At 63.4% G+C, this 11,820-nt stretch carries 16 protein-coding genes and 1 pseudogene; 15 read left to right on the top strand and 2 right to left on the bottom strand.

The features are described 5' to 3' along the window. A pseudogene (locus tag F3H98_RS31115) lies at positions 1-216 on the top strand (XRE family transcriptional regulator); the annotation flags it as partial. 112 nt (positions 217-328) lie between these two features. Here F3H98_RS31115 and F3H98_RS17520 read toward each other — a convergent pair. Further along, positions 329-658, bottom strand: coding sequence for a hypothetical protein (locus F3H98_RS17520; RefSeq protein ID WP_149761436.1), 330 nt, complete (start codon positions 656-658; stop codon positions 329-331). 158 nt (positions 659-816) lie between these two features. Here F3H98_RS17520 and F3H98_RS17515 point away from each other — a divergent pair, with 158 nt between their 5' ends. The 14 genes from F3H98_RS17515 (at position 817) to F3H98_RS17455 (ending at position 9,840) form a co-directional block, all read left to right on the top strand. Next, positions 817-1,251, top strand: coding sequence for a hypothetical protein (locus F3H98_RS17515; RefSeq protein ID WP_149761435.1), 435 nt, complete (start codon positions 817-819; stop codon positions 1,249-1,251). Continuing rightward, the gene (locus F3H98_RS17510) at positions 1,248-1,880 is read left to right on the top strand and encodes a hypothetical protein (protein ID WP_149761434.1); all 633 of its coding nucleotides are present in this window, start codon (positions 1,248-1,250) and stop codon (positions 1,878-1,880) included. The genes F3H98_RS17515 and F3H98_RS17510 overlap by 4 nt, the downstream gene beginning before the upstream one ends. Before the next feature lie 13 nt (positions 1,881-1,893). After that, a complete protein-coding gene (locus F3H98_RS17505; protein ID WP_149761433.1) occupies positions 1,894-2,172 on the top strand; it encodes a hypothetical protein in 279 nt (92 codons plus the stop codon). An 11-nt stretch (positions 2,173-2,183) separates the two neighbouring features. Continuing rightward, on the top strand, positions 2,184-2,399 hold the full coding sequence (locus F3H98_RS17500; protein ID WP_149761432.1) for a hypothetical protein: 216 nt from the start codon (positions 2,184-2,186) through the stop codon (positions 2,397-2,399). Further along, positions 2,396-3,523: a DNA polymerase III subunit beta gene (gene dnaN / locus F3H98_RS17495; RefSeq protein ID WP_149761431.1), complete on the top strand. Its 1,128-nt coding sequence runs from the start codon at positions 2,396-2,398 to the stop codon at positions 3,521-3,523. Before F3H98_RS17500 ends, dnaN begins: the two co-directional genes overlap by 4 nt. Positions 3,524-3,693: 170 nt before the next feature. Further along, positions 3,694-3,897: a hypothetical protein gene (locus F3H98_RS17490; RefSeq protein WP_244621760.1), complete on the top strand. Its 204-nt coding sequence runs from the start codon at positions 3,694-3,696 to the stop codon at positions 3,895-3,897. Continuing rightward, complete coding sequence (locus tag F3H98_RS17485) at positions 3,885-4,127, top strand: Thoeris anti-defense Tad2 family protein (RefSeq protein ID WP_149761430.1); 243 nt, start codon at positions 3,885-3,887, stop codon at positions 4,125-4,127. Before F3H98_RS17490 ends, F3H98_RS17485 begins: the two co-directional genes overlap by 13 nt. Next, a complete protein-coding gene (gene ssb, locus F3H98_RS17480; RefSeq protein WP_149761429.1) occupies positions 4,124-4,606 on the top strand; it encodes a single-stranded DNA-binding protein in 483 nt (160 codons plus the stop codon). The genes F3H98_RS17485 and ssb overlap by 4 nt, the downstream gene beginning before the upstream one ends. Next, on the top strand, positions 4,606-4,728 hold the full coding sequence (locus F3H98_RS32305) for a hypothetical protein (protein ID WP_280178004.1): 123 nt from the start codon (positions 4,606-4,608) through the stop codon (positions 4,726-4,728). Before ssb ends, F3H98_RS32305 begins: the two co-directional genes overlap by 1 nt. 4 nt (positions 4,729-4,732) lie before the next feature. After that, a complete protein-coding gene (locus F3H98_RS17475) occupies positions 4,733-5,140 on the top strand; it encodes an HNH endonuclease signature motif containing protein (protein ID WP_149761428.1) in 408 nt (135 codons plus the stop codon). Further along, positions 5,137-5,433, top strand: a complete 297-nt coding sequence (locus F3H98_RS17470) for a hypothetical protein (RefSeq protein WP_149761427.1) — start codon at positions 5,137-5,139, stop codon at positions 5,431-5,433. The genes F3H98_RS17475 and F3H98_RS17470 overlap by 4 nt, the downstream gene beginning before the upstream one ends. Next, on the top strand, positions 5,406-6,632 hold the full coding sequence (locus tag F3H98_RS17465; protein ID WP_149761426.1) for a site-specific integrase: 1,227 nt from the start codon (positions 5,406-5,408) through the stop codon (positions 6,630-6,632). The genes F3H98_RS17470 and F3H98_RS17465 overlap by 28 nt, the downstream gene beginning before the upstream one ends. 119 nt (positions 6,633-6,751) lie before the next feature. After that, positions 6,752-8,992, top strand: coding sequence for a transglycosylase domain-containing protein (locus tag F3H98_RS17460; RefSeq protein WP_149761425.1), 2,241 nt, complete (start codon positions 6,752-6,754; stop codon positions 8,990-8,992). A gap of 95 nt (positions 8,993-9,087) precedes the next feature. Beyond that, a complete protein-coding gene (locus F3H98_RS17455) occupies positions 9,088-9,840 on the top strand; it encodes an SDR family NAD(P)-dependent oxidoreductase (protein ID WP_149761424.1) in 753 nt (250 codons plus the stop codon). Between the two features lie 30 nt (positions 9,841-9,870). On the opposite strand, the gene ybaL is transcribed toward F3H98_RS17455, so the two are convergent. Further along, positions 9,871-11,769 (bottom strand): YbaL family putative K(+) efflux transporter, encoded by a 1,899-nt coding sequence (ybaL, locus tag F3H98_RS17450; RefSeq protein WP_149761423.1) that lies wholly within the window; start codon positions 11,767-11,769, stop codon positions 9,871-9,873. Between the last annotated feature and the right edge of the window lie 51 nt (positions 11,770-11,820).

The following is an 11,820-nucleotide window of genomic DNA, read 5'->3' as shown; positions in this document are numbered from 1 at the left end:
CCCCATCGCCCACCGCGGCCGGGCGACGACATCGTCATTCAAATCAAGTTCGACGAATCGGGCAGCGTCGAATCCTGGGTTAAGGAATTGGTATCCATACGGGACGACCAGATTGTCGTCCGTCAGCACAATCCGTCCGGTGAAATTTCTTTTGACCGTCGTCAAGTTATTGAAATGCATCGAATAGTGCCGGTTAACGAGCTATTCGGGCTGTAGGGTTACACACGGAAACATACGGATATTTCCGCTGAGCTAGTTGACAGCACGGAAATTTCCGTTCTTTCATCCCGTCCCATTGGAGTGCCAATGGAAGGGCGGGCAAATGTCATCACACGTTGTTATCGAGCCGGCATCGACCCCTGAGGGTGGCGCCGGCTTGTCGCAATTCGCCCTTGAGCGGATTGCCTTGATGCGCTCCGAGCGGTGCCGGGGCGAGCGGCAAGACGACGCCGCACTCACATCCCGCCGCAAGCTTTTCATTCCTGACATCGAGTCGTTTGAGGCGAGAACCGATCGGCGCCTGATGGAAATCAGGCGGCACAATGCGGTCGACGCTCTCGAATTCGCCGTCCTGATTTTGTTCCTGACCGCCGTACTCGCGGCGTTTGTCCTCTTTGGCGACGACGTCGGCATGGCGCGCGCGTTCGCTGAATTTCACTAAAAACGCCACGCCTTAACGGAGAGGTCACACCCAAGATGAACGCCGCTGCGCACCCCCACGCCCGCAGTTCAAATTTCGCACGCCGCCCGTCGACGCAAGCCCGCGCTGACGCGCCGTATGGGCCACCAATCTTTCCCAACAAGCGGGCGATCGAAATGGCCGAGACGATGCGCGAAATCTTGTATCGCGACGGCAGCGTCACGACCGACGCGCTCGTCGGCGAGGGTTTCACCGCGACAGAGATCGTCGAACATTCCGAGGAGGCGCGCAGGCTCGCAAACCTCGTCTTGACTGTGGAAGGGCAGGGCGGCGATCGGCTCGACGGCATCGTCGAAAAGGTGTTGATCGCTTCCGCCCCTCTGATGCCGGTCACAGCCGGCGGGGCGCTGGATCGCGTACACCTGCGGGAAACATGGCGCGCTTACTGCCGCGCAACGGCGGCGCACAGGCTCGACCCGTGGGTTTCGCAGTCGGAACGCTGCCTGCATCTTTTGAAGGCGTTTCTTAGCGGGCTGCCCCTCCTGGATCGCGAAAAAAACCGCGTGGTGCAGGCTGTTGTCGTCGCTCAAAAGAAGCGGGTGCAAGCATGACCAAGGCGTGGTTGCAAACCCTTTCTGGCCGTGCCGTCACCATGGCGAAGCCAGATCCGCGCGACATCGACCCGTTGCTCGACCTGCCGGAAATGCTCGCGCGAATTCCCCGCTTCAATGGCGCCGTTCCCGGCGGGCACTATTCGGTTGCACAGCATTGTGTGCTGATCGCCGACGCCATCCTCGACGATGGCGGCGACGTCGACACGGCGGCCATCGGACTTTTGCACGACGCCCATGAATACATTTGGGGCGACATGACGACTCCGGCGCGCGATGGCCTCGTCGAGGTCGAGGCGGAAATGTTCGGCGACAGTCGCATCGCTGCCGTCGTGAGCGAGGTCAGGCGGCGCGCCGACCAGGCAATCTTTCGGGCGTGTGGCGTTCCCTGGCCGCCGACGCCGCAACAGGGGCGCACCGTCAAATCCTACGACATTCGCATGCTTGCGACTGAGCGCCGCCAGATGCTCGCCCCTTCCGGTCGCCGTTGGGCGGCTGTGTTCGAACAGGCCGTGCCGCTCAAGATGCGCGGCGGCATCACAATCTGGTCGATCGCGAAAGCGGCCGACGAATACCGCGAACGGCTCATTCAGCTTTGCCCGGCCGTCGCTCACCGCTCGCAACAATAGGAGACAATTTCCAATGGCAAGAACGTTAGCCGACATGGACCTTTTCTCGATCGTCGAGGCCGGAAAGGTCATCATTTCCGAGCGCGGCATTTACCGCCAGGTCGAACTCTACGAGCGCAGCGGCGCATTGTTCGCTGCATTCAAGGGCGGCTTTGTCCGCCTCCTGGCACGCGGTTTGTCGACCGTCCCTTACGTCAAATGGGAGGCGATCGAGGGCATCGCATATAACGAGGAATACAACGGCCCGAAATACCCCAAGGCCGACGGGCTTCGCCTCGTCGCTGCTGAGTAGGGGAATTCGCCATGGCGATTTGCCCTCACTGTAACGAAGTGCCCGACCCCGACGATATCGTCGCGGTCGACGGCGACGAGGTCTTTGACCTGATCGCCGAGGCGGCGCTCACGTCGCCGCCTGCAGCTCGCGCTTACAAACTTCTGCGCGACGCCAATCCCGCCATCCTGCCCCTTGAGGCGCGCCAGCGCGTCATTAAGGCCCGCCACCACGGACTCCTGTCATGACCCTTGCACTAGACCCGAAAATCTTGGCCGCTGTGCATTCGGCCCTGAAATCCATTCCAGACCGCCGAAACGTTATCCCGGTCTGCGGCATGTATCATCTTGAGGCCGGCGACGCCGGCATCATCGTGACCGCGACCGACTGCGATATCGAGGCGTCGCTCACCGTCGAATGCGCGGCCGAGTTCGCCCCGGTATGCGTGCCGCCGTTCCTGATCGAGGCGTCCGGCGGCCTTGCCGGCGCCGAGGTCAAGATCGCCATCGACGAGCGCCAGGCGGTTGCCACTTCCGGCCGAGCGCGGTTTGCCGCCCCAGTGTTGCCCGGCGAAGACTTTCCGAAATTCCGGCCTTCCTTCGATAGCCGCGTCGAGATCGGCGGCGGCGACCTGGCCGGCATCATTGAGGCCGCCGTTACCGCGGCCGCGTTCAGTGAAGCCCGCTATTACCTTGAGGGCGTATTTTTGCGGACGGAAGGCGGGCGACTGCACGCGGTGGCGACCGACGGGCATCGCCTGCACACTACCAGCATCGTCGCGCCGCAAGGCATGGCGTTGAATACCGGCATCATCATACCGACCAAAGCCGCGAATGAAATCGCCCGCCTCAGTCGCAAAGCAGCGGGCAATACGGTCGTGCTCGAAACGTGCGAGCGCGCGATCGCCATCACCGCAGGCGGGGAGCGCGTGGCTTCCAAACTGATCGACGGGACATTCCCCGATTGGCGCCGCGTCGTGCCGGCGCCGGGCGACATTGCAGCGACCTTTGACCTGACCGAAATGCTGGCCGCCCTCGACCGCGTCATGAAGATACAGGCCATCAATGAAGCGGCCACCAAGGCAAAGAACAAGGCCGGGGCGGTTCGGATTTCAGACGACGGGGAGTTCCTGACGATCACGGCGGCTGGCACGGATAACGCCGAGGCCCATGACGCCGTGCGTGCGGAATTCACAGGTTCGTTTGGCGTGCGCGGCGTCTCGGCGAAGTACCTAAGCGCCACGCTAGGGGCCATGAAGGAACGCGGCGCCGACACGGCGACCATCAATTCCCCGGATGGCGGCTCGCCGATGCGCATTGAAAGCCCGACCGACGAGGATTTCCTCGCCGTCGTCATGCCTATGCGGGTCTGAGGCTGCCGGCAGTGACGGTTCTAGAACAAAGCGCAGGGAAGGCCGACAGCGCAAATCGCCGTATCACGGCGACGTGCCGGTGCCTGAATTGCGGCGAACTGTTCCAGCGCGGCCCGCGCTTGGCTGAATTTTGCGGCCGGAAATGCGTTCGCGCCTTCAACAACCGCCGAATGACGCGGGGCGCCGAACTCTACGACTTGCTGATGGTCGCCAGATTCCAGCGCGAGGAAGCGACAACAAACAAGGTGTGGCGAGCGATCAATCGCCTCGCCTCCCGCTTTCGCGACGAGGACAAAGCCTATCGCGCCGCGCGGCGGTCGTGGCGGCGCTTGCGCGCCGTGAAGGAAACCAAGCCCTTGCTATGGGCAGAGTGATGGATTTCCCGACGGCAATGGCCGCCACGATCGCCGGCGCGGCCGTTCGTCGGTCGACATGGGGCGCACGCCGCATGGTCCGCCTCACTGTCGCGCCATGGTCCGGCGACGAGGCTCTGTTGATGCTTGACCGAATGAACAAGGGCGACGTCCCGCCCTATCCCTATCACCCGAGCGGCGCGGACGTGCGCGGCACGGATTGGATGACAATCGAGGACAGCAAGGTATGAGCGGATCGCTTAACAAGGTCATGTTGATCGGCAATTTGGGCGCCGACCCGGAAATTCGCCGTCTGAATTCCGGTGACCCGGTCGTCAACATGCGCATCGCGACGTCGGAAACCTGGCGCGACGCCAATGGCGACAGACAGGAGCGCACCGAGTGGCATTCCGTCGTCATCTTCAATGAAAACCTCGCGAAGGTCGCTGAGCAGTATCTCAAGAAGGGCATGAAGGTCTTTCTTGAAGGCAAGCACCAAACGCGCAAGTGGCAGGATCAGCACGGCGCCGATCGTTATTCGACCGAAGTCGTTTTGCAGAAGTCTCGCGGAGAGTTGGTCATGCTCGGCCAGAACGGAAGCGGCCGGCCGCCAGGGCCAACCGGCCAGGACGATTACGGCACACAGTCAGGGCGCGACCGTTCCGAAACGCGTGGCGCTGGAGCCGTCGGCGGCGGTAGCCGTGAACTCGATGACGAGATTCCATTCTGATGAAACCGAACACGCCAATCGTGTTCCTCGGCAATCACCGGCGCGGCCTCGACTGGCCGGTGATTGTCACCCTCGCTTTGCTGACGGCGGTCGTCGCCATTCTAATCCTCTTGGTGTTTTAGACGCATGTGTCAGACGCTTTCCCGCCGCGAAGCCATCCGCGCCAAGATCATGGTCTGCGTCGAGATCGTCGACACAGGATATCGAACGGCCGACGGCACGGCCTCGCCTTGCCATCTCTGGACGGCCGGCGACTCTGGCAACGGTCGCGGCGGCGGCTATCCTCGCATGTGGCTCGATGGCCAGGTCGTCGCCGTGCACAAGGTTAGCTGGACCAACGAGAACGGTCTTATCCCAGGCAAAAAGACCCTCGACCACTTGTGCAGGCAGCGCCGGTGCGTGCGCGAGGATCATCTCGAAATGGTCACGCAAAAGCGCAACGCCATACGCCGCGAGGAAGCCAACGGCCGACGGCGGCCGCAGAAGCGCCGCAAACGCGTAACGAAGGCCGGGACGCGCGAGGCGGCCGTATGAAAGCACTCGACGCTCTTACAGGCCCCCTCGATCGGCTGCCGATGTTCGCCAGCGACCGCGAGATTGCCGAGGCGTTGGTCGGCAAGAGCGCGGCGGGGGCATGGCTCACGCGGCTTCCTACTCTCGAAGCGAAAGCCGGCTTCCCCAAGGTCGACGCCTTCCACGGTGGTCGTCCCGTGCCGCTTGTGCGCCTTTTCTATAGGAACTATCTTCATTTGCCCGACGACATGAAGGGCGTACCAGACGGCGGCGAGGACGAAGGGGCATGGAAGAAATCAAGGCGCCGGGCCTGAAATGGATTAAGCGGGCGAAGGGCGCGACGCCCTTTTGGGTCGCCGGCGAGGCAGACGTCAAAGCCGGCTATCACCCCAAGACCGTCAATCTGGCGCACCTAGCCGACGCGCCGGAAATCCTGAAGGCGCAATGCGACGCACTGCAGGCGGAAATGCTGTTATGGCGCGCCGGGCACCGGCGCGACCCGCTGGCCTTTGACGGCACGGTCAGGGCTGTCCTGTCGATCTACCAGACGCACCCCGACAGCCCCTATCATGTGTTGAAACCCGGATCGCTACGCCCTTACAATCACTATCTCGGCGCTATTGAGGGCCATATTGGCAAGCGGCGGCTTTCAGAGATCAGCGGCCTCGACATTAAGAAGTGGCATCGTGTCTGGTCAAACGAGGGCGAACATTTGGCGGCCGCTGCGATGGCGCGGGCCGTGCTTGAGGCAGCGCTCTCTTTTGGCAAGATCGCGCGCCTCGAGGGTTGCGCGGCGTTGCTCGACATTGTGCGCGAGACTCGCCGCAAACTCCCCAATCCGCGTGCGCGAACCCAATCCATGACGGCCGACCAAGTTGTCGCCGCGCGCGAGGCTGCGCACGCCGCAGGACGGCCGTCGCGAGCGCTTGCTTACGCCTTCGTTTTTGAAACCGCTCTACGCCTATGGGACGTGATCGGGCAATGGCACCCGATCGATGCGCCAGGGATATCAGACGTGATCGATCCAGCGCGCCGGCAGAAGTGGTTCGGGCTGCAATGGGACAACATCGGCGACGACATGGTCGTGCGCTACACGCCTTCAAAGACGGCCGACCGAACCGGCGCATCGATAATCTATCCTTTGTCAAAGGCGCCTATGGTTTTGGAGGAACTGCGCCGGTGGCCGATCGAGGCAAGGCGCGGTCCGGTCATCGTATCGGAAGAATGCGGCAGGCCCTATATCAATCGGAGCTTCGGAAAAATGTGGAAGGCCGATGCAAAGGCCGCAGGCATACCGGGCGACGTTTGGGCGCGCGACCTTCGCGCTTCCGCTGTGACCGAGGGCAGGGCCGCCGGCGCCGCCCGCGATGATGCCCGCCAGGTTGCGGGGCACTCAAACGTCCGCACGACAGCCATCTATGACCGCGCCGGGATCGAAGCGGCAGAACGGTTCGCCGACGCGCGGATTCGCGGCCGAAAACAAAGCGGTAACGACGGCGGTAACGGGCGGTAACAGGCCCGCGTTAAAGGATTGAAATGAATTACCTTTTTAAAAAAGCGAATTAATGCCTCCTTAAATCGCCGCATTTAGTCTCCATCCCAGCCGCACCAAAGTGGACGGATCGCGGAAGCATGGCATCCAGGGACAGGAACTCACGCATCGAGCCGACTTTCGACGGGCCGTCGCGCACGCGCGCGCCGTCGGGCCTGTCGGTCAGCGAAGAGGACCGCGTCGTGCCGTCGAACCGCAAGAACGCCGCCCCGCGAAAATCCTCCAAGGCGCGCGGTTCCAGAAATCAGCGACGCAAGCAGCGCGGCCTCTTCAGCCGCTTCGGCCGGCTGTTCTACTGGACCCTGGTGCTCGGCCTGTGGGGCGGCATCGGCCTTGCCGGCATCGTGGTCTATTATGGCGCGCAGATGCCCAGCGCCACGACCTGGGCTATTCCCGACCGGCCGCCCAACGTCAAAATCGTGTCGGTGGACGGCCAGCTCGTCGCCAATCGCGGCATATCAGGCGGCGAAGCGGTCGGGCTGCACGAAATGTCGCCCTATATCCCGATGGCGGTGATGGCCATCGAAGACCGTCGCTTCTATTCGCATTTCGGCGTCGACCCCATCGGTCTTGCTCGCGCCATGGTCGGCAACATCATGAAGGGCCGGCTTTCCCAGGGTGGTTCCACGCTGACCCAGCAGCTGGCGAAGAATCTCTTCCTCAAGCCCGACCGCACGATCGAGCGAAAGGTGCAGGAGGTGCTGCTCGCATTCTGGCTGGAGCAGAAATACACCAAGGACCAGATCCTCGAAATGTATCTGAACCGGGTCTTCTTCGGCTCCGGCTTCGGCGTTGAGGCGGCATCGCGCCGTTATTTCAGCAAATCCTCGCGCGATGTCACGCTGGCGGAAGCCGCGGTGCTGGCCGGCCTGCTCAAGGCGCCGTCGCGGCTGTCGCCGGCGCGCGACCCCAAGGCTGCAGAGCAGCGCGCGCAACTGGTGCTGGCGGCGATGCGCGAGCAGAACATGATCGGCGACAAGGAACTGGCGGCCGCCATGACCACGCCGGCCACCCGCGCGCCATCCTACTGGAGCGGCTCGGAGAATTACGTCGCCGACCGCATCATGGACGAATTGCCCGCGCTTATCGGCGAGGTGCGCAACGACATCATCGTCGACACCACGGTCGATTTGAACCTGCAAAAGCTCGCCGAGCAGTCGATCCGCAGGCTGATCGAGGAAAAGGGCGAGAAGCTCAACGTTACCCAGGGTGCGCTGGTCTCCATCGACAATTCTGGCGCCGTCAGGGCCATGGTCGGCGGCGCCGACTATGCCGATAGCCAGTTCGACCGCGCGTCGGAGGCCCGCCGCCAGCCCGGCTCCGCGTTCAAGCCGTTCGTATTTCTTGCAGCGCTCGAGCAGGGCCGCACGCCCGACAGCATCCGCACCGACGCGCCGATCAGGATCGGCAAATGGACGCCGGAAAACTACAACGGAAAATATTACGGCAAGGTCACATTGGCGACCGCGCTTGCCAAGTCGCTGAACTCGGTGGCCGCGCAGTTGACCATGGAAGTCGGGCCCGACGCCGTCGTGGAGGTTGCCCACCGCATGGGCATCGAATCGAAACTCCAGGCCAACACTTCGATCGCGCTCGGCACGTCGGAGGTGACGCCGCTTGAACTGACGGCAGCCTATGTTCCGTTCGCCAATGGTGGCTACCGGCCGGAAGTCCATTTCGTCCAGCGGGTGACGACGACCGAAGGCGAAGTGCTCTACGAAAACACCCACAACGGCTATCCCCGTGTCATCAGCCCCGAGGTCGTCGGCATGATGAATGTCATGATGAAGCAGACCGTCGACACCGGCACCGGCCGCAAGGCGGCGTTCGAATGGCCGGCGGCCGGCAAGACCGGCACCACGCAGAATTCGCGGGATGCCTGGTTCGTCGGCTACACCGCCAATCTGACCACTGGCGTCTGGTTCGGTAACGACAATGCCAAGGCGACCAAGAACATCACCGGCGGTTCGCTGCCGGTCGCGGCCTGGCACGAATTCATGGTCGCGGCGCACGAAGGCGTTCCGGTCGCCAACCTGCCCGGTACCTGGGCGCCCGATCCGCAGCAGCTCGAAGCAAGCGTGCCGGACGCCAGCGTTCCGGAACCGTCGCTCGATGTCGGTGCGACCAATGGCGCGGACCGACCGGCGCCGCTGCCGGTACGCCGCCAGCAGCCGGCCGATCAGGTGGAAGCCGCAGGCGGCTTCTCGCCGCCGACCCGGTCCGACCGCACGGCCTCGATCAAGCGACCGAGCGCCGATGTCGGCGGCCCGGCGGTGCGTCGCGAGACCTCGATCCTCGACGTCATTCTCGGCAACAACTAGCAAAGCCAGGTTCTGGGCGCGCGCGGCCTTGCTGCGGCTTCGCGGCTCTCGCAAAGTGGACTCTCATCCGCTACATAGCGGCTTGGAGAACTGCCATGGCCGAAGCCGACACAAGAAAGACCATTGTTCTAACCGGCGCCAGCCGTGGCATCGGCCATGCCACGGTGAAACGCTTTTCGCGTGAGGGCTGGCGGGTCATCACCTGCTCGCGCCAGGCCTTCGCCGAGGACTGCCCATGGCCGGCGGGACCCGAGGACCACATCAAGGTCGATCTCTCCGATCAGGAGGATGTCGGCATCGCCGTTTCCGAAATCCGCCACCGGCTGGAAGCCAATGGCGGCCAGCTGCATGCGCTGGTCAACAATGCAGGCATTTCGCCGAAACTGAAGGACGGCAACAGCCGCATGAACTCAATCGACACGCCCATGCATGTCTGGCGCGATGTCTTCCAGGTCAATTTCTTCGCGCCTATCATGCTGGCGCGCGGCCTGTTCAAGGAGCTGGCTGCAGCGAAAGGCTCCATCGTCAACGTCACTTCGATCGCCGGCACCCGCGTGCATCCCTTCGCCGGCACTGCTTACGCGACGTCAAAGGCGGCACTCGGCTCTCTGACTCGCGAGATGGCCGGCGATTTCGGCCCGCATGGCATCCGCGTCAATGCGATTGCGCCGGGCGAGATCGACACCGCTATCCTGTCGCCGGGTACAGACAAGATTGTCGAAACCATCCCATTGCGCCGGCTGGGCTCGACCTCGGAGGTCGCAGACATCATCTTCTTCCTGTGCTCGACACAGGCGTCCTACGTCACCGGCTCCGAAATCCACATCAACGGCGGCCAGCACGTCTAAACGCCTTCGATAATTCTACCGACGCTGTTCTCAGGCTGCGGGTGGCTGCTTCGGTTCCGGTTCCGGAGGCGTTTCCGGATCGGCTGGAGGCTCGTCCGAAGCGCCAGGCTTTGGCGCATCGTCGCCGAGTTCGGTGAGCGGCTGATCCGAGGTCAGCGGGCCGGCCATCGGCGGCTTCGGCCTATTTGCGGTGGAGTCCTTCAGCACCTGTTCGACGATGCCGCGCGCGATCTCGCGCTCGCCCATGATGACGATGTCGGCGCCAAGCCCGGTCAGATGGTCGACCTCGGCGTCGGAATGCGCCCTGGCGATGATGTTGATCGACGGATTGGCGGCACGCGCCCGCATGACGATCTGGCCGGCTTCGAAGGCGTTAGGGATGGCGAGGATCAGCCGCCGCGCGCCGCCCGGATTGGCCGCCTCGAAGACATCGGCCCTGGCCGCGTTGCCGGTGACGATTTCGATCTCGTCCGCGCGCAGCTTCGCGATCGTCTTGTCGGCATCCTCGATTACCAGGAACGGCAGCTTGGCGTCCTTCAGCGACTGGCCGATGAGGCTGCCGACGCGCCCGTAACCGATCAGGATCGTGTGGTCGTCGAGTGTGGTTCTCGGCGGCGGGCCGTCGGCTTCCACGGGCACGGGGGCGTCCGGCGCGGCGGGCTGTGCCGGGGTTTCGGCCGGCGGGACCGTTTTTGCCTGTTGCTTTTCCAGCCACGGCTTCAGCCGGTCGACCAGCGCAAAGGCCAGCGGGTTGAGGATGATGGACAGGATGGCGCCGGCCAGGATGAGATCGCGGCCCTGTTCCGGCAACAGATTGAGCCCCACACCCAGCTCGGCGAGGATGAAGGAGAATTCGCCGATCTGCGCCAGGCTGGCCGAAATGATCAGCGCCGTGCCGATGGGATAACGGAAGGCTACGACGATCAGGAAGGCGGCAAACGATTTGCCGATGACGATGATGAACAGCGTGGCAAGGATCGGCCAGGTGTTGTCGAGCAGGCTGAGCGGGTTGAACAGCATGCCGACCGAAACGAAGAAAAGCACCGAAAACGCATCGCGCAGCGGCAGCGATTCTTCTGCTGCGCGGTGGCTGAGCTCGGATTCGCTCATGATCATGCCGGCAAAGAACGCGCCCAGCGCCAGCGACACGCCGAACAGCTTGGCGGCGCCGAATGCGACGCCAAGCGCGATCGCCAGTACCGACAGGCGGAAGAGTTCGCGCGAACCGGTATGCGCAACATAATGCAGGATCCACGGAATGACGCGACGTCCGACAACGAGCATGACCATGACGAAGGCAGCGACCTTGGCGAGCGTAATGCCGAGCACGCCCCACAGGCCAACATCGAATTGCAGCGAAAGCAGGCTGCTGGCGACGGCGGGCTGGCCGCCGCCGGTTCCGCCAAGCACCCCGGCCAGCGCCGGCAGCAGCACCAGGGCCAGCACCATGGCGAGGTCCTCGACGATCAGCCAGCCGACCGCGATGCGGCCGCGCTCGGTCTCGATCATCCGGCGTTCCTGCAAGGCTCGAAGCAGCACCACTGTCGAGGCGACCGACAGCGCCAGGCCGAAGACGAGGCCGGCGCCGATCGACCAGCCCAGCAGCCAGGCGAGGCCAGCGCCGAGCGCGGTGGCGAAAGCGATCTGCACCACCGCCCCGGGTATGGCGATGGCGCGCACTGAGAGCAGGTCCTTCAGGGAGAAATGCAGGCCGACGCCGAACATCAGCAGGATGACGCCGATTTCGGCCAGTTCGAGCGCGAGTTCCTGGTCGGCGACGAAGCCCGGCGTGTGTGGTCCCACCAGCACGCCTGCCAGCAGATAGCCGACAAGCGGCGGGATTTTGAAACGGTTGGCAAGGGCGCCGAAGACGAATGCCAGCCCCAGACCGGCGACGATTGTTGCGATGAGGGGCGTTTCATGAGGCATGAGCTATGGGGCGCCTTTCAAATGAGAAATCGGGAAATGGAAACGCGGCGG

Origin of the sequence: Neomesorhizobium albiziae (genome assembly GCF_900114255.1) — a bacterium.
In the GTDB taxonomy this organism is placed as follows: Bacteria; Pseudomonadota; Alphaproteobacteria; order Rhizobiales; family Rhizobiaceae; genus Neomesorhizobium; species Neomesorhizobium albiziae.
Note: the sequence above shows the minus strand (reverse complement) of the source record. Positions and strands in the feature narration are given on the sequence as shown.